This is a genomic window from Xanthomonas sp. 60 (assembly GCF_011761925.1).
On record NZ_JAASQW010000005.1, the window covers coordinates 100,353 to 119,793 of the forward strand.

Annotated in this window: 17 protein-coding genes; 11 read left to right on the forward strand and 6 right to left on the reverse strand. The window is 68.8% G+C overall.

The genetic code is table 11. From position 1 onward, the window contains the following. Window positions 1-236 precede the first annotated feature (236 nt). Window positions 237-1,580: a nucleotide disphospho-sugar-binding domain-containing protein gene (locus tag FHY09_RS11765; protein ID WP_166927072.1), complete on the forward strand. Its 1,344-nt coding sequence runs from the start codon at window positions 237-239 to the stop codon at window positions 1,578-1,580. Between the two features lie 120 nt (window positions 1,581-1,700). On the opposite strand, the gene trxB is transcribed toward FHY09_RS11765, so the two are convergent. Then, window positions 1,701-2,669: a thioredoxin-disulfide reductase gene (gene trxB / locus FHY09_RS11770; protein WP_166927073.1), complete on the reverse strand. Its 969-nt coding sequence runs from the start codon at window positions 2,667-2,669 to the stop codon at window positions 1,701-1,703. 223 nt (window positions 2,670-2,892) lie between these two features. On the opposite strand from trxB, the gene FHY09_RS11775 reads away from it, so the two are divergent. The 8 genes from FHY09_RS11775 to FHY09_RS11810 all read left to right on the forward strand — a co-directional run bounded on the left by FHY09_RS11775 (window position 2,893) and on the right by FHY09_RS11810 (window position 11,843). Beyond that, entirely contained in the window at window positions 2,893-5,247 is a 2,355-nt protein-coding gene (locus FHY09_RS11775; RefSeq protein WP_166927074.1) for a DNA translocase FtsK, read from the forward strand. A 91-nt stretch (window positions 5,248-5,338) separates the two neighbouring features. Beyond that, complete coding sequence (gene lolA, locus FHY09_RS11780; RefSeq protein ID WP_166927075.1) at window positions 5,339-5,977, forward strand: outer membrane lipoprotein chaperone LolA; 639 nt, start codon at window positions 5,339-5,341, stop codon at window positions 5,975-5,977. 129 nt (window positions 5,978-6,106) lie between these two features. Beyond that, window positions 6,107-7,396, forward strand: coding sequence for a replication-associated recombination protein A (locus tag FHY09_RS11785; protein WP_456362805.1), 1,290 nt, complete (start codon window positions 6,107-6,109; stop codon window positions 7,394-7,396). 1 nt (window position 7,397) lies between these two features. Continuing rightward, on the forward strand, window positions 7,398-7,790 hold the full coding sequence (gene crcB / locus FHY09_RS11790) for a fluoride efflux transporter CrcB (protein ID WP_166927077.1): 393 nt from the start codon (window positions 7,398-7,400) through the stop codon (window positions 7,788-7,790). A gap of 137 nt (window positions 7,791-7,927) precedes the next feature. Beyond that, window positions 7,928-8,917, forward strand: a complete 990-nt coding sequence (locus tag FHY09_RS11795) for an alpha/beta hydrolase-fold protein (protein WP_166927078.1) — start codon at window positions 7,928-7,930, stop codon at window positions 8,915-8,917. Window positions 8,918-8,983: 66 nt separating this feature from the next. Continuing rightward, window positions 8,984-10,033, forward strand: coding sequence for an ABC transporter substrate-binding protein (locus FHY09_RS11800; RefSeq protein WP_166927079.1), 1,050 nt, complete (start codon window positions 8,984-8,986; stop codon window positions 10,031-10,033). A gap of 47 nt (window positions 10,034-10,080) precedes the next feature. Further along, window positions 10,081-11,085, forward strand: a complete 1,005-nt coding sequence (locus FHY09_RS11805; RefSeq protein WP_166927215.1) for an iron ABC transporter permease — start codon at window positions 10,081-10,083, stop codon at window positions 11,083-11,085. Further along, entirely contained in the window at window positions 11,082-11,843 is a 762-nt protein-coding gene (locus FHY09_RS11810) for a heme ABC transporter ATP-binding protein (protein WP_166927080.1), read from the forward strand. The genes FHY09_RS11805 and FHY09_RS11810 overlap by 4 nt, the downstream gene beginning before the upstream one ends. 86 nt (window positions 11,844-11,929) lie before the next feature. On the opposite strand, the gene FHY09_RS11815 is transcribed toward FHY09_RS11810, so the two are convergent. Further along, window positions 11,930-14,107 (reverse strand): TonB-dependent siderophore receptor, encoded by a 2,178-nt coding sequence (locus FHY09_RS11815; protein WP_166927081.1) that lies wholly within the window; start codon window positions 14,105-14,107, stop codon window positions 11,930-11,932. Window positions 14,108-14,369: 262 nt separating this feature from the next. Here FHY09_RS11815 and FHY09_RS11820 point away from each other — a divergent pair, with 262 nt between their 5' ends. Together FHY09_RS11820 and FHY09_RS11825 are read left to right on the forward strand one after the other, a co-directional pair. Then, window positions 14,370-14,642, forward strand: a complete 273-nt coding sequence (locus FHY09_RS11820) for a hypothetical protein (protein ID WP_166927082.1) — start codon at window positions 14,370-14,372, stop codon at window positions 14,640-14,642. 112 nt (window positions 14,643-14,754) lie between these two features. Continuing rightward, complete coding sequence (locus tag FHY09_RS11825; protein ID WP_166927083.1) at window positions 14,755-15,510, forward strand: SapC family protein; 756 nt, start codon at window positions 14,755-14,757, stop codon at window positions 15,508-15,510. 57 nt (window positions 15,511-15,567) lie between these two features. On the opposite strand, the gene FHY09_RS11830 is transcribed toward FHY09_RS11825, so the two are convergent. From FHY09_RS11830 to FHY09_RS11845, 4 genes are read right to left on the reverse strand one after another with little or no spacing between them, the layout of a single operon-like run. Further along, window positions 15,568-15,897: a DUF2894 domain-containing protein gene (locus tag FHY09_RS11830; RefSeq protein ID WP_166927084.1), complete on the reverse strand. Its 330-nt coding sequence runs from the start codon at window positions 15,895-15,897 to the stop codon at window positions 15,568-15,570. A 16-nt stretch (window positions 15,898-15,913) separates the two neighbouring features. After that, the gene (locus FHY09_RS11835) at window positions 15,914-16,555 is read right to left on the reverse strand and encodes an OmpA family protein (RefSeq protein WP_166927216.1); all 642 of its coding nucleotides are present in this window, start codon (window positions 16,553-16,555) and stop codon (window positions 15,914-15,916) included. A gap of 2 nt (window positions 16,556-16,557) precedes the next feature. Continuing rightward, entirely contained in the window at window positions 16,558-18,648 is a 2,091-nt protein-coding gene (locus tag FHY09_RS11840) for a hypothetical protein (protein WP_166927085.1), read from the reverse strand. Window positions 18,649-18,658: 10 nt separating this feature from the next. Continuing rightward, window positions 18,659-19,348, reverse strand: coding sequence for a DUF3348 family protein (locus tag FHY09_RS11845; protein WP_166927086.1), 690 nt, complete (start codon window positions 19,346-19,348; stop codon window positions 18,659-18,661). Window positions 19,349-19,441: the final 93 nt, after the last annotated feature.

Consider the following 19,441-nt stretch of genomic DNA (forward strand, 5'->3'; position numbering starts at 1 on the left):
AGGCAGGATAGGGCATCGCTGAGGTTGCCGGTATGCGCCGCGGCGCGCACTGCCGCCAGCGCCGGCCCGGGGGCCCCACTGACGGCCGACGACACGGATGGGACATTGCACGATAAGGGGGCACCGCGACGGCGACCCGACCGCTAGGCTCCGGGTTGCCGCACGGGGCGGCGCCGTGGGGGCGTCCGGTTCGCCGGGCAGTCATCCATCGGGGCGACTGCAACCACGAGGGAAACATGTCCACCATTGTCGTCTGCGCTGTTCCAACGCCGGGTCACGTCCTGCCCCTGCACCTCATCGCCCGGCATCTTCGGGACCAGGGCCACACCGTTCATTTCCTGACCGGCGCGCTGTTCGCCGACATGCTGCAGGCCGATGGCTTCGGCTTCGAGCCGCTTTGTCCGCAGGGGGACTACGATTACCGCGACCGCGCGTTCGACATGTCGACGGACGAAGGGGATGAGGCCTTCACCGTGGACTACAGCGCACTGCCACCCGGCGAGGCCCGAATGACCCTGGTGCTGTCGCACTTCTTCGCACCGGCGGTGCCATTCATCCATCGGCAGCTGCAGGCCCTGATCGCCCAGCACGGGGCCGATGTGGTGGTGTTCGATTCGCTGTTCACCGGTGTGCTGCCGCTGCTGCAGCGCCCGCTGCCCGCACGCCCCGCGGCCCTCATGGTGGGGCTGGCACCCTTCGCGCTGTCAACGGGGGATTCGCTGCTCTTTGGCCCGCGCGTGCCCCCGCAGGTGCTGCCACCGGTGCTGCGCGGCCGGTGCCTGCGGTCAGCGGCAGAGGCGGCCATGCTGCGGAAAATCGGACACGCCTTCAGTGCCGCTACCGTGCGTGCCGGGGAGGGCCCGCTCTCGCGTTTCTACACCGACGAAATGATCCTGCGCAGTGATGCATGCCTGCAGTTGGCGACCACGGCGTTCGAGTACCCGCGCAGCGAGCTGCCGGCCCATGTGCAGTTCGTCGGTCCGCTGCCCTGCACACCCGGCATGGTCGCTGCCGGTGCGCCGCCGTGGGCGGAGGACGATCCGCGGCCATTGGTCCTGGCAACGCAGGGCACGCTGGCCAATCAGGATCTGACGCAGCTGCTGGCACCCACACTGCTCGCACTCGCTGACCAGCCCGTGCGGGTGCTGGCGACCACGGGCGGTCGCGACCCGCAGGGACTGCCCACGCCGCACAACGCGTCGGTCGTGCCGTTTGCCCCGTTCGACCACTGGCTGCCGCGAACGGCTGCCCTGGTCACCAACGGAGGCTATGGCACCGTGCAGCTCGCCCTGTCCCATGATGTGCCGGTGATCATCGCCGGGGACACGGAGGACAAGCAGGAGGTTGGCACGCGGGTGACCATGGCCGGCTGTGGCTTGGATCTCGGAACGGGCAGGCCGACGGCCGCTGCGTTGCGCAGCGCGGTGGCGCAGGTGCTGGACGATCTGGTCCTGCGCGCCGGGGCGCGGAGGATCGGCCTGCACAATCGCCGCAGCGACGCATTGGGGTCTATTTCCGCGACGGTCGAGCGCCTTGCGTGTACGTCGGCCCGCCTGCGCCAGGCGGAACGCTCTGGATGACGCAGGTGGGATGCGGGGCATCGTGGTCCAGGTGGTGTCCGGACTCAGGGCGCGCCACCGCGCGCAGGCGCAATCCCGGCGGGCCTCAGGCCGCGCCGGGACCGGTTCAGGCAGCCCGCCTCAGCTGGCCTTGCCCTGGGCATCCAGCCAGCGCTCGGCATCCAGCGCGGCCATGCAGCCGAAGCCGGCCGAGGTGATGGCCTGCCGATAGTGCTGGTCGGCGACGTCGCCGGCGGCGAACACGCCCTCCACGGAGGTCTGGGTGGCGTTGCCGTTCAAGCCCGAGTTGATGGTCAGGTAGCCGTTGTTCATCGCCAGCTGGCCATCGAACAGGGTGGTGTTGGGATGGTGGCCAATGGCCACGAAGAAGCCGTGCGCGGCAATCTCGCGGGTGCTGCCGTCCTGCACGGACTTCAGCCGCACGCCGGTCACTCCGGCGTCATTGCCCAGCACCTCATCCACCTGGTGGTGCCAGACGGTTTCGATCTTGCCCGCTTCCACCTTGGCGAACAGCTTGTCCTGCATGATCTTCTCCGCCTTCAGCGTGTCCCGGCGATGGACCAGGTAGACCTTGCGGGCGATGTTGGAGAGATACAGCGCTTCTTCCACGGCCGTGTTGCCGCCGCCGACCACCACGACGTCCTGGTCGCGGTAGAAGAAGCCGTCGCAGGTGGCGCAGGCCGAAACGCCGCGGCCCTTGAAGGCCTCTTCGGAAGGAATGCCCAGGTACTTGGCAGTGGCGCCGGTGGCGAGGATCAGGGCGTCACAGGTGTACTCGGCGCTGTCGCCGATGAGCCTGAACGGACGCTGCGATACATCGGCGGTATGGATGTGGTCGAAGATCACCTCGGTCTCGAAGCGCTCGGCGTGCTCCTGCATGCGCGCCATCAGGTCCGGGCCCATCAGGCCGTGGGGGTCGCCCGGCCAGTTGTCGACCTCGGTGGTGGTCATCAGCTGGCCGCCCTGCTGCAGGCCGGTGATGACCACCGGCTTGAGGTTGGCGCGCGCAGCGTAGACGGCGGCGGTCCAGCCGGCCGGGCCGGAGCCCAGGATGACAAGCTTCTGATGACGGGTAGGCAGGGTGCTCATGTAGACTCGCGAAAAAGTAGACGGGGCAAGGCGCGCAGCGTAGGGGCGCGGGCTTGGGGGCAGGCCATAGAGTGATGGCAGGGGCGGGGGGATTCAACCCACCGGGGTGGATCGCACCGGTGCAGGTGCCTGACGGCAACGCGTGGCACGGCAGGTGACGGAAAATCGACGCCGTTCGTTTATTATCAACCACTAACAGCGCATTCCAAAGGTATTGTCGAAGGTGGCGAAGCAGGTGCCCGAACGTTCACGATCCGCCGAAAGCAAGGCGCGGCGCAAAGAGCCGCCGGCAGCGGACAACCCGAAGCGGCTGCGGCTGTGGCGCGATCTTGGCCTCATCGCCATCGCCCCTGCGCTGCTGTACCTGATCGCCAGCCTGTTCACGTATTCGGCGGCCGATCCGGGCTGGTCGCACACCGGCAGCGTGGTCGCCCCGATCAGCAACATGGGCGGACGGGCCGGTGCGTGGATCGCCGACGTGCTGCTGCAGTTGTTCGGCTACATGGCGTTCGTGCTGCCCATCGTGCTCGGTACGGTGGCGTGGTTTGCGATGTTCGGCCTGAAGCGGGAAACCAAGGGCGACAACGACCTGGACCCGGCGCTGCGGCTGGTGGGACTGGTGGGTTTCCTGATCGCCGGAACCGGCTTCCTGCACCTGCGCCTGTACACCGCCGATGTGGCCTCGGCGGGCGGCATCCTGGGCAAACTGGTCGGCAATTCGCTCAGCGTCGGCTTTGGTGCGCTGGGCGCCAACCTGTTCGTGCTGGTGTTGCTGCTGGCCTCGATCACGCTCGCCACCGGACTGTCCTGGTTCTCGGTGATGGAGCGCATCGGCCGTGCGGTGATGGCGCTGGCGCCGCTGCTGGAGAAGAAGAAGGAACAGGCCACGGAGTGGCAGCAGACCCGTGTGCTGCGCGAGGAACGCCAGGAAATCCGCAAGGCCGACGCCGAGGTGCGCGCCAAGCGTGAGCCGGTGAAGATCGAGCCGCGCCCGGAGCCGGTGATCGAAAAGAGCGATCGTGCCAAGCGGGATACGCAGATCCCGATGTTCCAGGGCGTCAACGGCGACGGCTCGGACCTGCCGCCGCTGGCGCTGCTCGACGATCCCAAGCCGCAGCCCAAGGGCTATGACGAGGACACGCTGGAGACCCTCTCGCGGCAGATCGAGTTCAAGCTCAAGGACTTCCGCATCGACGCGGTGGTGGTGGGTGCCTACCCGGGCCCGGTGATCACCCGCTTCGAGATCGAGCCGGCGCCGGGCATCAAGGTCAGCCAGATCAGTTCGCTGGACAAGGACATCGCGCGCGGCCTGTCGGTGAAATCCGTGCGCGTGGTGGACGTCATCCCGGGCAAGTCGGTGGTGGGCCTGGAAATCCCGAACGTCACCCGCGAGATGATCTTCCTGTCCGAGCTGCTGCGCTCCAAGGAGTACGACAAGTCCGCCAGTCCGCTGACGCTGGCGCTGGGCAAGGACATCGCCGGCCGGCCCACGGTCGCCGACCTGGCGCGCATGCCGCACCTGCTGGTGGCCGGCACGACCGGTTCGGGCAAGTCGGTCGCGGTCAATGCCATGGTGCTGAGCCTGCTGTTCAAGGCCAGCCCCAAGGACCTGCGCATGTTGATGATCGACCCGAAGATGCTGGAACTCAGCGTCTACCAGGGCATTCCGCACCTGCTGGCGCCGGTGGTCACCGACATGAAGGAGGCCGCCAACGGCCTGCGCTGGTGCGTGGCGGAGATGGAGCGCCGTTACAAGCTGATGAGCGCGGTGGGCGTGCGCAACCTCGCCGGCTTCAACAAAAAGGTCAAGGACGCGCAGGATGCCGGCCAGCCGCTGATGGACCCGCTGTTCAAGCCGAATCCGGAGCTGGGCGAGGCGCCACGGCCGCTGGAGACGCTGCCGTTCGTGGTGATCTTCATCGACGAATTCGCCGACATGATGATGATCGTTGGCAAGAAGGTCGAAGAGCTCATCGCGCGCTTGGCCCAGAAGGCGCGTGCGGCCGGCATCCATCTCATCCTGGCGACCCAGCGTCCATCGGTGGACGTGATCACGGGCCTGATCAAGGCCAACATTCCCACCCGGATCGGTTTCCAGGTCAGTTCCAAGATCGATTCCCGCACCATCCTCGACCAGTCCGGCGCGGAAACGCTGCTCGGCCACGGCGACATGCTGTACCTGCCGCCGGGCACGGCCATGCCGGACCGCGTGCACGGTGCGTTCGTCTCCGACGAGGAAGTGCACCGCGTCGTGGAGCACCTGAAAGCGATGGGGCCTGCGGACTACATCGAGGGCGTGCTGGACGAGGTGCAGACGATGGGCGATGGGGTGGTCGTCGGCGCCAGTGGCCTGCCGGAAACCGCGTCCTCCGGCGACGAATCCGATCCGCTGTACGACGAGGCGCTGCGGGTGGTCACCGAGACCCGCCGGGCGTCCATTTCCGGCGTGCAGCGCCGCCTGAAGATCGGCTACAACCGCGCGGCCCGGCTGATCGAGGCCATGGAGGCGGCGGGCGTGGTCAGTCCGCCAGAGCACAACGGTGACCGCACGGTGCTGGCACCGCCGCCGCCACGCTGATGCCGGGCGGGGGGCGCCTGCTCCCATCGCCCATTCAGCAAGAACCGGGCACACTGCCGCCATCACCTGTGACTTCTGACGGACCTGACGCATGAATGCCACTTTCCGCCACCTCCTGTCCGCCTCCACCCTGGCCGTGGCCTGCCTGGCCTCAAGCTCGGCCTGGGCCGGCGCGCGCGATGACCTCAAGCAGTTCACCAGCGGCCTGAAGGGGCTCGATGGCCAGTTCAGCCAGCAGGTCTTCACCAGCAACGGACGGGTCAAGGAAACCACCACCGGACGCGTTGCGCTGTCGGCGCCGCGCCTGTTCCGCTGGGAATACCAGAAGCCGCACGTGCAGGTCATCGTCGCTGATGGCAGCAAGGTCTGGATGTACGAGCCGGACCTGGAACAGGCCACGGTACGCGCGCAGGGCAAGGAGGAACAGAACAGCCCCCTGACCGCGCTGATCAATCCGGCGCTGCTGGAGCAGCAGTACGATCTGAGCGAGGAAGCCACCGCGCGCGCGGGCCTGCAGTGGCTTTCGCTCACGCCCAAGCGCGAGACCGAGGCGAGCTTCCAGTACGCCGCGCTGGGCTTCAATGCGCAGGGGCTGGCGAAGATGGAAATCGTCGATGCGGTTGGCCAGCGGACCGAAATCAGTTTCAGCAACTGGCGGCGCAACCCGAGCCTGCCGGCCGATACGTTCCGCTTCACGCCGCCGGCCGGCACCGACGTCATCGGCGAGTAAGCGCGGGGCAGGGGTCGTCACCGCCACCCACGCTACAATTGGCAGGTGGCCAGACAACGTACCTCTTCCTTCCCGGGTCCCGATCTGCTGAGTGTGGATCGGGACAACCTGCGTCCGCTTGCCGAGCGCATGCGGCCGCGCACCCTTGATGAAATGGTCGGCCAGCGCCGGCTGCTCGCACCCGGAAGCGCGCTGCGGCGCGCGGTGGAATCCGGTCGTGTGCACTCGATGATCCTGTGGGGGCCGCCGGGCTGTGGCAAGACCACGCTGGCGCTGCTGCTTGCCGAGTATTCCGACGCCGAGTTCCGCGCGATCTCGGCCGTCCTGTCCGGCTTGCCGGACGTGCGCCAGGTGCTTGCCGAGGCGGCGCAACGCTTCGCCGAGGGCCGCCGCACGGTGCTGTTCGTGGATGAGGTGCACCGCTTCAACAAGACGCAGCAGGACGCGTTCCTGCCGCATATCGAACGCGGCACGATCGTGTTCGTCGGCGCCACCACGGAAAACCCTTCCTTCGAACTGAACTCGGCACTGCTCTCGCGTTGCCGCGTACATGTGCTCGAACCCGTCTCGCCGCAGGACATCGTAGCGTCGCTGCAGCGGGCGCTGCAGGACAGCGAGCGCGGGCTGGCCGCCGAGCACCTGCAGGTCAGCCCCGAGCTGCTGCTGGAGATCGCCACCGCCGCCGACGGGGATGTGCGCCGTGCGCTGACCCTGCTGGAAATCGCCGCAGAGCTGGCGGTGGACGAGGGCGGGCACATCACGCCGCAGACGCTGGCGCAGGTGCTGGCCGACCGGACGCGACGGTTCGACAAGAACGGCGAACAGTTCTACGACCAGATCTCCGCGCTGCATAAATCCGTGCGCAGCTCCAATCCGGATGCGGCGCTGTACTGGCTGACGCGCATGCTCGATGGGGGCTGTGATCCTGCCTACCTCGCGCGGCGGTTGACGCGCATGGCGATCGAGGACATCGGGCTGGCCGATCCGCGGGCGCAGACGATGGCGCTGGAAGCGTGGGACATCTACGAGCGGCTGGGCAGCCCGGAGGGTGAACTGGCGTTCGCGCAGCTGGTGCTGTACCTGGCGAGCACGGCGAAATCGAACGCCGGCTACGCGGCGTTCAACCAGGCCAGGGCGGAAGTGCGGCAGAGCGGCACGCTGGAGGTGCCGCTGCACCTGCGCAACGCACCGACCAGATTGATGAAGGAGCTGGGGTACGGGGCCACCTATCAGTACGACCACGATGTGGAGGGCGGCATCGCGCTGGACCAGACCGGCTTCCCGGACGCGATGGGCGAGCGCGTGTTCTACGAGCCGGTGCCACGCGGACTGGAGATCAAGCTCAAGGACAAGCTGGACCGTCTACGCGCCGCACGGGCACAGGCGCGGCAGGATGCAAGCGGCGGGACGGACGGCTGATATGGGCGCCCTTTACTGGCAGCAGGTCGGACTGGTCATGGCCGGCGGTGCGCTGGGCTCGCTGGCGCGCTTCTGCATCGGTGACGCGATGACCCGGCGGCTCGGCCAGGGATTCCCGTGGGGCACGCTGTGCGCCAATCTGCTCGGCGCCTTCCTGGCGGGGTACCTGCTGGTGTGGCTGCAGACCCGTGGCGGCAACAGTCCGCTGCTGCGCGCGTTCCTCGTCGTCGGCCTGATGGGCGGCCTGACCACGTTCTCCTCCATGATGCTGGAATCGCTGGTGTTCGCGCGCAGCGACCGTGGCCTCACGGTGCCGGCGTACATCGCCGCCAGCGTGGCTGGCGGCCTGGTGCTGGTCTGGCTGGGCGCGCGATTGGCCGAGGCCTTGCGCTGAATCCGTCAGGCGCACGACACGGCTCGACCTTCAGATCGAAAGCGAGAAGCATTCGCATTTGTTAGACTGACGGCAGAGGCTAACGCCTTGTCGGCCACCGTCCGGAGCCGACGCACCTGCCCGTGGACGTTTTTTCGATGTGTCGTTCTGGTTTCCACCGCGCCGCCCTCGGCGCTGTCTCCCTCTGCATGGCGCTGCTCGCGCTGGCCCCCGCAGCGATCGCCCAGCAGCGTAACCCGGACCAGATGATGGGCCGCACCGTGCTGGATGAAACGGTGAACGGTTACCGCTTCGAGCGCTTCGTGGTTGAAAGCGCCGACCACCAGCGTCGCTGGCGCATCAACCTGGCCATTCCTGCTGTGGCGACACGGCCAGTGCCCGTCCTGTACGCGCTCGACGGCAATGCGGCGGCGATGGTGCTGGACGCGCCGATGCTGGCCGAGCTCGCGGCACGTACGGCGCCGCCTGCGCTCGTGCTGGTCGGCTACGACAACGCGCGCCGCATCGACTCGCCGCAGCGCACCCGCGACTACACCGCCTGGATCGACCGCACCGACGATGAGGAGGGGGTGACCCGGGCCACCGGCGGCGGTGCCTATGCCTTCGCCGACCTGCTGGAACGGCAGGTACGGCCGGAAGTGGAGCGGCGCGTGCGCACCGATCCACGCCGCCAGGCGCTCTGGGGCCACTCATTCGGCGGTTTGTTCGTGCTCAGCACGCTCTACACGCGGCCCGGCGCCTTCACCGATTACATCAGTGCGAGCCCGTCGCTGTGGTGGAGCCGTGGCGCGGCACTGGGAGACATCGAGGCGCAGTTCGTACAGAACAGCGCCGGCACGCCGGCCCGCGTGTGGATCATGCTCGGCGGGGACGAACGCAGCGGCAACCGCGGCGCGCGCGACATGAGCAACCCCCGCGTGGTCGCGCATCTGCGCCGGATCGAGGCGGCTGCGCCGGATGCTGCGCACGCGCTGGCCTCGCGGTTGACGGCGGTGCCTGGACTGCAGGTGCAGTACCGCGAATTCCCCGGCCTCGGGCATGGGCCCATGCTGCCTGCATCGTTCAAGGCCGCCCTGGCCGTGCTGTATGGCATGGCCGACCGCAGTGGCGAAGCCACTTCCCCCTGACCGCGCCGGCCCGGCCGCAGGTGTGCCCGGCAGACAGGGCGAAGCATCGCCCCGATAGGAGAACCCATGACGACCCTGCTGTATCGAATGACACTGCGTGTGCTGCCGCTGATGGTGTGCACGGTGCTCGCCGCGTGCGGTGCCGCTGATGCGCCAGGCGCCGCTGCCGACGGCTCCGCGGATGCGCACGCCCCGGTTGCACTGCCTGACGGTTGGCGCCGCCTGGAGGGCGGGGCGGTGCCCACCGTGCCGGCGGCCGAGCCCGCCTTGCCGGCCACGGTGCGTTCGGATGAGGGCGTGGACGTCGTGATCGACGATATCGGGCGGGTGATCGTGGGGGGCGATGACGTCATATCGGTCATGGAGGCCCTGGGACAGGGCGGCAAGGTGTTCGCCGCACCGACCAACGCCACCACCGCCGCCGGCCGCGCCGCGCCGCATCGCTTCCTGTTCAACCGCAGCACCGGCGTGGAGGGCGTGCTCAGCCTCGGCGGCACGCTGTTCATCGGCAACAGCCTGCGCCGGCATACCGACCTCGCCAGCAAACTGCGAACGGTGGGCCAGGACGCCGTGATCGTCGACGACCTGCAGCCTGCGCCGGACAAGGTGCGGAAAGTGGCGGCCGCCCTCGGCATGGCGGCCGCCGGCCAGGCCCTGGCGGCGAAGGTGCAGGCACAGCTGGATGCGGCCAGCGCCATCGCGCGCGAGCGGTCGCAGCACCGCTCGCAGCGTCCACGGGTGATCCATGTATCGGCCACGGGCGCTGGGGGCTCCCCCACGGTCGCAGGCGCCGATACGGCGTCCGGCCAGCTGATCGCCCTGGCGGGCGGGCGCAACATCGGCACCGAGGCCGGCCTGGCGAACTTCTCCGCACTCAGCAACGAGGGCGTCATCGCCGCCGCACCCGAGGTGATCCTGGTGACCGAACACGATCTGCAGCTGTTCGGCGGAGCGGACGGGCTGTGGCGCGCGTATCCGACACTGCGGCAGACACCGGCAGGCGCCGCGTCACGGGTCTGGGTGATGCCGGACGTGCAGTTGAAATACACCAGCGTAGGCTCCGGTGCCGGTGCGCTGGCCCTCGCCGGGGCCCTGGCGACGCTGCCGCCGGCATGACGGTGGGGGGCGGCGGAACGGGCGCGCGGCGCCGTCGCAGGCGCCTGATGCTGGGCGCGGTGGTGATGGTGCTGGTGGTAGCGGTCATGGCGTCCTTTGCCGTCGGGCCGCTGCGCCTGCCGCCGCTGGAGGTGCTGCAGGCCGTGGGCGTGCGGTTGGGTCTGGTCGACGCAGCGCAGGTGAGCCCCCGCGACATGGCCGTGGTGTGGCAACTGCGCATTCCGCGCGTGCTGCTGGGTGCGATGGTGGGTGCGGCGCTGGCGATGGCCGGTGCCAGCCTGCAGGGATTGTTCGGCAATCCGCTGGCTGATCCGGGCATCGTGGGCGTGAGCCAGGGGGCTGCGCTGGGCGCAGTGGCCGCCATCGTGCTGGGCGCGGCGGCGGTGGGTGGCTGGGTCATTCCGCTCGCCGCCTTCGCTGGCGGCGGTGCGGCGATCACGGCGACCTACCTGCTGGCGCGGCCCGGGCGGGGCACGGGCAATGCCACGCTGCTGCTGGTCGGCATCGCCATGGCCGCGTTCTGCTCGGCGCTGATCGGCTTCTTCACCTACATCGCCAGCGAAGCCGAGCTCCAGTCGCTTGTGTTCTGGCAAATGGGATCCCTGGCCAGCGCGGACTGGCAGGATGTGGCGGCGGTTGCGCCGTTGTTCGCGGCAGGGACCTTCGCGGTGTGGCGCCTGGCCACGCCTCTGGACATGCTGGCGCTCGGCGAACGGCAGGCGCAGCACCTTGGGCTTGACGTGCCGCGCACGCGTCGGCACCTGGTGATGTTCAGCGCCTTGCTTGTGGGTGCTGCGGTGGCGTTCGCTGGCGCGGTCAGTTTCGTCGGGCTGGTGGTGCCGCACGTGGCGCGGCTGCTGGTCGGGCCGGGGCATCGCGGCCTGTTGCCGGTGTCCGGGGTGGTCGGCGCGGTGCTGATCGTGGTGTCGGACACGCTGGCGCGCACGCTCGATCCACCGGCGGAGATTCCGCTGGGCCTGTTTTCAGCCGCGCTCGGTGCGCCATTCTTCCTTTGGCTGGTGCTGCAGCAGCGGCGCGGGAGTGGCGCATGAGCGGGCTGCTTGAACTACGCGGCGTGGGCGTGCAACGGCAGGGGCGTGCGATCCTCGCCGATGTCTCGCTGGCGCTGTCGGCCGGCACGGTCACCGCGTTGGCAGGGCCGAACGGCGCCGGCAAATCCACGCTCCTTGCCGTCGCCAGTGGCGACATCGGCGCCGATGCGGGCGAGGTCCTGCTGCATGGGCAGCCGCTGCACGACTACCGGGCGCGGGCACTTGCGCGCGAGCGCGCGGTGATGCCGCAGGAGCACGCCATACGCTTTGCCTTCAGCGTCGAGGAAGTGGTGGCGATGGGGCGGCTGCCGCACGTGCCGGATGCAGCGGAGGATGCGCGGCAGGTCGAGCGTGCCCTGGACGCGGCCGAGCTGCAGGCGCTGCGGCGGCGCGAGGTGCAGGGGCTTTCTGGCGGCGAATCCGCGCGCACCACCTTCGCGCGCGTGGTGGCGCAGGCCACGCCGGTGCTGTTCCTGGATGAGCCGACGGCGGCGTTGGACCTGCGTCACCAGGAGCGCACGTTGCGTACGGTGCGTGCGCTGGCCGCGGACGGGGCCTGCGTGGTGGTGGTGGTGCACGACCTCAACCTGGCGGCCGGCCATGCCGACCGCATCGTGCTGCTGGAGCAGGGCCGGGTGGCCGCCGACGGCACGCCGCACGAGGTGCTTACCGAGGCCACGCTGCAGCGGGTGTACCAGCAGGAGGTGCTGGTGATGGCGCATCCGCGGCGCCCGGTTCCGCTGGTGGTCGTGATCTGATCCCGGGTGGGCGGTGCAGTGTGCAGCACGCGCCGCTGGGCCATGGCCGGACGGACCGACGCATGGCGCTTGCGATGGCGGGGCGACTACCAGTCGAGCCTGGCGCTGGCCATCACCGTGCGGCCACTGCCGTAGTAGCACGAGGACACGGTGGTGCAGGTGGATACGAAGCGGCGATCGGCGATGTTGCTCAGGTTGAGGGCGAGCTGGAGGTCGGCGTTGCCCACCCGCCCGGCTTCGTAGCGGATCGCTGCGTCGAACAGGGTGTATCCCGGAATGCGGAACAGGTTCGCGCTGTCGCCATGGCTGGCACCGTTGTAGCGAGCGCCGGCGGCCAGGCTGATGCCGGCCATCACGCCGCTGCTGAACGTGTAATCGGCCCAGAACGAGGCGGTGAAATCCGGCACCATGACCAGTTCCTTGCCAGCGTAGGCGCTGGACACGGTCATCTCCGAATCCATCCACGCAGCCGCGCCAATCACGCTGAAGCCCTGCACCGGCGTGAGGCGCCCTTCGAGTTCCACGCCGCGCACGCGGCCCTCATCGCCCTGCACCGAGCAGCGCACGGTGCCCGTCGCGCCGCAGCTGCGGTGGCTGGGATCCGGGTCATCCACGATCATGTTCTGCTGCCGCAGTTCGTAGGCGGCAAGCGTGACCAGGCCGTCCATGCGGCCCGGCTGGTACTTCAGGCCGGCTTCCCACTGGCGACCGGTGATCGGCTCGAAGCCGGTGCCGGTGAAGCTGTCCAGCGGCGTGCGCGTCGAAGGCTGGAACGATTCGGCATAGCTCAGGTACGGCGTCAGGCCGTTCTCGAAGACATACAGCAGCCCTGCGCGTCCGGTGAAGGCCTCGCTCTTGATCACCGTCCGGTTGCCCGGTTGGGCGATGCCGGTGGCCAGGTTGCGGGTCGAGCTGGTGGTGTCGTCCTTGGTCCAGTCGTAGCGGCCGCCGAGCGTCATGCGCCAGTTGCCCAGAGCGAGCTGATCCTGCAGGTAGACGCCGCTCTGTCGGTTGGTCCCGCCAGTGGGTGTCTCGGTGGTGATCGTCGGCGCGTAGGGACGGTACACGGGATTGAAGATGTCGATGGCCGCCGGATTGCTCATCGCACTGCGCACGCCCTCCCAGTCCGCCCGCTGCCAATCCCAGCCGAGCAGCACGGTGTGGTCCACCGCACCGGTCGCAAAACCCGCCTGCAGGCGGGTATCGAAGGTGTCGCCGTCGGAGTCGCCGGTGCCCTGGACACCCCGGCGGTTCTGCGTGCGCCCGTCCGGGCCGAGCGCGCCGAAGGTCACCACGCCCCGGTACAGGGAATCGACGTGCAGGCGTCGCGCGCTCTGACTGAGCGTCACGTGCTCGTTGAGGGCATGTTCGAACAGCCAGCCTGCCGTCCACAGCGTGCGGTCATAGGTGTTCCAGTCCGGTTGGCCGATGAAGGTCGAGTTCTTCATGTAGCCCTCCGCCGCCGGCCGCAGCGTCCCGTCCATCGGCAGGAACTGATACGTCGCGCCGCCATCGTCCTTCTGGTACATGCCGAGCAGGGTGAGCCGGGTCTGGTCGGCAAGCTGCCAGGTGTAGCTGGGCGCGAGGAAGCCGTGCGCCAGCGTGGTGTGCTTGATCTGGGTCTGGCCATCGCGATACAGGCCGACCAGCCGCAGCAGGTGGCGCTGGTCGTCGCTGCCGGTGCCCACGTCGAATGCCGCGCTGTACTGGCCGTGTGCATCCAGCCCCAGGCGCAGTTGCTGCAGTGGGTCGGGTCGCGGGGTCTTGCTGACCTGGTTGACCATGCCGCCCGGCGCGATCTGCCCATACATCACCGCTGAAGGGCCCTTCAGCACCTCGACGCGCTCCAGGTTCCAGCTGTCGAACATGCTGCGGTTCCACTGACTGCCCTGCGGCGCACGCATGCCGTCGAGTGTCACGTTGTTGGACCAGCTGCCGGCGTCGAAGCCGCGGATGCGGAAATCATCGACGCGGTTGTCGATGCCGGAGCTTTCCAGGCTCACGCCGGCGACATAGCGCATGGCGTCGTTGAGGGACTGCACGCCACGGGCATCGAGTTCCGCACGCTCGATCACCGAAACCGATTGCGCTGTCTCCGCGACGGAGGTGCTGGTCTTGGTCGCACCGCTGACACTGTTGGCGGCGCGGTAGGCATTGACACGCACTGCGTCGAGGTCGGTGGCGGAGGCCTTGGCGTGCGCGAAGGGGCTTACGATCGCCAGCGCGCAGGCGATGGCGAGGGAATCGGGACGGATCGAAGGCATGGGCATCGGCGGTGCGGCGGGCAGGCCTGCGGCGCGCGAAAGCTGACCGTCAGCGGCGTGCGTCGCCAGTGGTGGATAACCCGGCAAGCCTAGTCGTAAACGATCCTTAACGCAAACAGGAACCATTCGCAGGTAACGCAGATGCAGTGCGTGCAGGCGGGTTCGCCCGCGTGTCACGGAATGACACGAAAAACCCCAGAAAACACTGGATTAAAGTGATGCCTCACGATAAAGTGCGCGGCCGTTTATCCGTACTGATGGCATGCGCGACGACAATGACCCCGGAACACTGGAACTGGTCCTGCCGCGCAAGCGGGGGCGTCCACCCAAGTTCGGTTACGCGATGAGCGATGCCCAGCGTGCCGCGCGTTATCGGGCACGACGCTCGGGGCAGGCCAACCATGCCGACGTGCGCCAGTGCAGCGACATGGTGTTGCTGGACAAGATCCGCTCTTCGATCCGGGCCAAGGATCCGGAACTCACCGGCTTTCTTGTCCATGTGTTGTGGCAACGCTATCCGCTGCAGTTGAAATAGGCCGCAGGGCAGGGTGGTGCGGGTGACATGCGTTGATGAATAATGCGCAGTTCATGCCTCGCCCGCATGCGCGCCCGGGACGGTTGGCGCGCAGGACACACGGTTCCCTGCAATGACCTCTGCCAACGAAGCCGCGCCTGCCGGTGCTCCCCTGTTCTACAGCCGTCCGGTGCCGGTACAGGCCGACGCGCACGCGGATGTGCGCATCCTCAAGGCCGACCACGGCTTCACTGCCCGCAACAATGCCATCCCGCTGGTGGTCGGCGAGTTCGCGCAGGCGCTGCATCACTATCCGATCCTGTTCGCAGGCAAGAGTGGCGTGCCGATGGCCGCACTCGGGCTGACCGAGGACAACCTGTTCGTCAGCAACGGTGAGTGGGACGACGCCAGCTACATCCCGGCCTACGTACGCCGCCATCCCTTCATTTTCATCGATGTCGACGATGGCAGGAACTTCGTGCTCGGCCTTGATGCCGACAGTCCGCGCGTGGTGCATGGCGGTGACGAAGGCAATGCCTTGTTCGTCGACGGCAAGCCCACCGATGTGTTGAACCAGGCGATGGAATTCTGCGGCCAGTTCACCCGCGAACACGTGATCACCCAGGAGTTCGCCAAGGGCCTGGCCGCGCTCGACCTGCTCGTGGAGCGCAGCGCGAACGTGCGCCTGCCCGACGGCAACGAACTCAATCTCAACGGGTTCTACGTCGTGGACGTGGAGAAGTTCGGGCAGCTGCCCGACGCCACCGTACTGGAATGGCACCGCAAGGGCTGGCTTGCGCTGGTGCACCAGCACCTGATGTCGCTGCACCGTTTCAGTGACCTGAGCCGTCGCCAGGCCGCACGGACCGCGAACGCGGCACAGACCTGACCGCAGTGCCGCGCTCGCGTATCGGGGCGCGGCTCATCCGGATCCGGGGTGGCGCCGTCAGCGGCGGCGTCCTGGCCGGCGGGCCGGCGTACCGGTGGTGCGTGCGGCGCCTGGAATACGCTCCAGCCAGGCGAGGGTGTCGGCATGCGCGATGAGGTTGCGCAGGTAGCCGGGCGACAGCCCATGCAGCGTCTCCAGCATGCGGCCGATGAGGACGGCGGAGTTCAATGGACCGCCTTCGGCCGGGGCCTGCTGCAGCGCGATCCGCAGGCGACTGTCGGCGTGCAGCCGCTCCCACGCGGCGCGCATCAGCGCCAGGTCCGGCAACTGCGGAAAGTGCGCGGCCGAGGACGAGTTTTCGTCCAGGCGCCTGACCAGCTCCGTCAAGCCGCCCCCCCTCCGCTCAGGGTGCATCAGCCGCGCCCTGCTTGCCGGGACGCGCAACGGGCGCCAGTTCCACGCGCCGGTTGCGCGCACGGCCATCTTCGTCCGCGTTGCTGCTGACCGGCTGCTGTGCGCCGAACGCGGCGGCGAACACGGAGGCGGCGGGCACGCCCTCGGCGATCAACGTGCGCGTGACAGTCAGGGCACGTTGCGCCGACAGCTCCCAGTTGTCGGCGAACTGACGGTTTGAGGCGTGCACCGGCTGATCGTCGGTGAAGCCGCTCACCATGAGGATGTCCTCGCGCTGGGCCAGCCACCCCTTCAACGGCCCTGCCAGGCTGCGCAGCACGTCGCGGCCTTCAGGCTGCAGCTGGTCGGAATTGAGCGCGAACAGCACGCTTCCGCGGATGCCGATGCGACCATCCACGAGCGTGACCCGACCGGCCGCCAACGGGCCGGCGAGGGCGTCTTCGAGCGTCTGCTGGCGTTGTTCGGCGGCCTGGCGTTGCTTGACCTCTTCGTCAAGGCGGCCCGTCAGCTCCAGCTGCATGGCGACAACGCCGACCAGGATCAACACGAACGCGCCCAGCAGAACCGACATCAGATCGCCGAAGGCGGCCCAGATCGGCGTTCCGCCATCGCCTTCGATTTCATCGTGCATGCTCATGCACGCGTGCCCGCGCCACGCGCCAGGCCCAGCTGGCGCAGCTCTTCAGTGATCTGCTTCTGCGAGAGCAGGCTGAGGTCGACCACCTCGCGTGCCTGCGCCACGTAATAGGCCAGTTGCTCATCGCTGCGGGCGAGGGTGGCGTCGAGGGCGCCGGCGAGCTGCTGGAGGTGGCCGGCCAATGAGCCACTGGTGTCCGCGAACGAGGTCACCGCGCCCTCCAGCCCTTCCGCCAGCGCACGGGTGCCGGACACGGCCTCAGCGATGCCGCCGACCAGGGTCTGCAGCGTCTGCGCCTGCGCATCCACCTGCTCGCCGAAGCGCTCGCCGGTGCGCTGCATCTGCCCGGCGGCGTCTTCGATCAGGCGATCCACCGCGGCGCGCTGCGCACCTGAAGCGGTCTCGATGGAGGCCATCAGTGTACCGAGCGTGCCCAGCAGCTGGGCACGTTCTTCCAGCAGCGCGGTGTCGCGCACCAGGCTGTCGGACAGGCGCTCGCGCAGTTCGGCCACCACCTCGGCGGCCGCACGCGGCGCATCGCTGGCGGCCTGCAGCAAGCGCGCGATTTCGGTGACCGTGGCATTGGCCTGCACGCGCGCCTCCTCCCAGATGCGCTGCGCGGAGGCTTCCAGCACCTCGCAGATGCGCTGCTGTTGTGCAGCGGACTGCGCGCCTGCGTCGTGCCATTGCGCTGCAGCGGCCTCGCTCTGGGCGGCAAACGTTTCCGCCCAGGCCTGCAGCCGCTGCGCATCTTCGGAGGCAGAACGGGCGTGATGCTCGGCGTGCTGCTGCCGCAGTTGCTGCAGCAGGGCGCCTGCCTGGGCGTTCTGCGCCTCCAGGAAGGCGCTGGTGGCCTGCTCGCTGCGCAGGGCCTGCGCCTGCAGCGCGGCATCATGGCGGGCGGTGAGTCCGGCCCAGCCCTCCACCTGCGCTTCCTGGTGTGCACGCAGCCGCGCGTCGAGCGCATCGAGCATCTGCGCCTGTGCAGCGGCCTGCTGCGTGTCACGATCCTTGAGCGCAGTGCCCAGCGCTTCGATCAATCCGGCATGCGTGCCGCGTTGTGCAGCCACGGCGGCATCGAAGCGCGCGCCGAGTGCATCGGCGGCCTGGGCCAGGGCGGCCTGCACGCCCTGCATCTGGCGCTCGACCGCCTCGGTGACGGTGGCCTGGGTGGCTTCGCTGTGGGCCTGCAGGGCGTCAAGCGAGCCGCGCAGCATCGGCTGCAGGGTGCTGCCGATGGCTTCGGTGCCGGTCTGCACGCCACGCAGCAGGGACTGTTCAAGCTGCGCGGCAAGCCGTGCCTGCGCGGCATCGTGCCGCTCGATGAAGCTGGCCTGCTGTGCCTGCAACTGGGCATGGCTGGCGGTGGTGGAGCGCTGGATGCCCTCGACCAGGCCTTGCAGCTGCTGGACCAGGGCGGGCAGGGCGGTCGCCTGGCCTTGCAGCAGGCGCAGGCTTTCGCCACGCTGCCAGGACGGGCCATGCTGCTGGAGGTCGCTGCTGATGCGCTGGTCGAGGCGCTGCGCAGCGGCCTGGCGCTCACGCCGCAGCAGGGCCGAGAGCAGGCCGAGCATCGCCGATGCCGCCACGCCGGCGATGGACGTGCCGAACGCTACCGCCAGCCCTTCCACCGGCGAGGCCAGCGAGCCACGGATGGCCTGCAGATCGGTCGCGCTCTGCAACGCCACGCCGGTGCCGCGCAGCGTGGCCATCATGCCAAGCAGGGTGCCGAGCATGCCGAGCAGGACCAGCAGGCCGACCAGATAGGGCGTGAGGCCGGGGCCGGGCAGGGCCGTGCGGCTGCCTTCAATACGCAGCCGGACCGCGCCACGCAGCCCCTCCGGCAGTCGCTGCAGCCACTGCGCGAGGTCATCGCGCGCGCTCCCGGCGTCGGCCAGGGCCAGATCCAGCGCATCGGTGGCCCGGCGGTAGTGGAGCAGCTCCATGCCGCCCACGCAGTAGCACAGTGCGATCACGAAGGCGACCGCAGCCCCTGCGGCGTGGTGCCCGATGTAGCCGGCGCCGATCCAGAGGGCCGCGGCGAGGCCGAGGAAAAAGACGGTCAGGTGCAAAGCGTTGCGCAGCATACGGTCCTGCTCAGTGCTGATGAAGGGCGGCAAGCAGCCCGTCGATCGGTAGGAAACGGAGGTCGAGTTCGGCCTGCATCAGATCGCGCACGTTGTCGCGCAGGCTGGCAGGCCATGGATTTGAAACCGTGTCGCCTGGGTCGGCACGTGTCGCGCCCACCTGGGTGCCCAGGTAGACCGGGAAGGCGTCCAGCAGGCGGTATTCGCGCGGTGCCAGTGCGTGTTCCATCACCTCGTCAATGGCCGCCAGCCGCGCGCCCTGGGCGTCGATCGTAGCGAGCAGATCGCGCAGCTGGCCACGCAGCCGTCCGGTGCTGGCCAGCTGGCCGCGCTGCAGGGAGGCATGCAGGCGCTGCAGTTCAGCCGCATCGGGCGACTCCGGACCTTCAAGACGGGCCAGCAGCGCGTCGATCGCCTCGGCATGCGACTGGCGCGCACGTGTGGCCTCCTGCTCCAGCGATTCCAGCGTGCGGGGCGGGGCGGGTGAGGAGGGCGGGGCTGCGTCCGGCGCTTCGGCCGGCGCTTCGGCAGGCCCGTCGAGCGCCCGCGCAAGCGCCACCGCCCGGTTCCAGTCCACCCAGCCGCCCAGCGTCGCGGGCAGGTCGAGCGGACCTGTGGTGTAGGGGTGCTGGCCAAACGGCGCGAGTGCACGGATGAGGGGCGGCCCGGCTATGGGCGGCCGATGGGACGGTTTCGCCATTGTCCAAGGGGGCCAAAAGACGCGATTTTACACGCTCCACGCATCCGGTGCCGCCACCACGCCGCCCTAACTCCTGCTTGCCGCAGCGCATAC

What these genes read in the sequence shown, in the direction of transcription:
- FHY09_RS11815 (WP_166927081.1), bottom strand. Translation starts at nt 14,107, where the DNA reads ATGCCTTCGATCCGTCCCGATTCCCTCGCCATCGCCTGCGCGCTGGCG.
- FHY09_RS11800 (WP_166927079.1), top strand. Translation starts at nt 8,984, where the DNA reads ATGACGACCCTGCTGTATCGAATGACACTGCGTGTGCTGCCGCTGATG.
- FHY09_RS11785 (WP_456362805.1), top strand. Translation starts at nt 6,107, where the DNA reads ATGCGGCCGCGCACCCTTGATGAAATGGTCGGCCAGCGCCGGCTGCTC.
- FHY09_RS11825 (WP_166927083.1), top strand. Translation starts at nt 14,755, where the DNA reads ATGACCTCTGCCAACGAAGCCGCGCCTGCCGGTGCTCCCCTGTTCTAC.
- lolA (WP_166927075.1), top strand. Translation starts at nt 5,339, where the DNA reads ATGAATGCCACTTTCCGCCACCTCCTGTCCGCCTCCACCCTGGCCGTG.
- FHY09_RS11820 (WP_166927082.1), top strand. Translation starts at nt 14,370, where the DNA reads ATGCGCGACGACAATGACCCCGGAACACTGGAACTGGTCCTGCCGCGC.
- FHY09_RS11840 (WP_166927085.1), bottom strand. Translation starts at nt 18,648, where the DNA reads ATGCTGCGCAACGCTTTGCACCTGACCGTCTTTTTCCTCGGCCTCGCC.
- FHY09_RS11810 (WP_166927080.1), top strand. Translation starts at nt 11,082, where the DNA reads ATGAGCGGGCTGCTTGAACTACGCGGCGTGGGCGTGCAACGGCAGGGG.
- FHY09_RS11805 (WP_166927215.1), top strand. Translation starts at nt 10,081, where the DNA reads ATGCTGGGCGCGGTGGTGATGGTGCTGGTGGTAGCGGTCATGGCGTCC.
- FHY09_RS11845 (WP_166927086.1), bottom strand. Translation starts at nt 19,348, where the DNA reads ATGGCGAAACCGTCCCATCGGCCGCCCATAGCCGGGCCGCCCCTCATC.
- FHY09_RS11765 (WP_166927072.1), top strand. Translation starts at nt 237, where the DNA reads ATGTCCACCATTGTCGTCTGCGCTGTTCCAACGCCGGGTCACGTCCTG.
- trxB (WP_166927073.1), bottom strand. Translation starts at nt 2,669, where the DNA reads ATGAGCACCCTGCCTACCCGTCATCAGAAGCTTGTCATCCTGGGCTCC.
- FHY09_RS11835 (WP_166927216.1), bottom strand. Translation starts at nt 16,555, where the DNA reads ATGCACGATGAAATCGAAGGCGATGGCGGAACGCCGATCTGGGCCGCC.
- FHY09_RS11795 (WP_166927078.1), top strand. Translation starts at nt 7,928, where the DNA reads ATGTGTCGTTCTGGTTTCCACCGCGCCGCCCTCGGCGCTGTCTCCCTC.
- crcB (WP_166927077.1), top strand. Translation starts at nt 7,398, where the DNA reads ATGGGCGCCCTTTACTGGCAGCAGGTCGGACTGGTCATGGCCGGCGGT.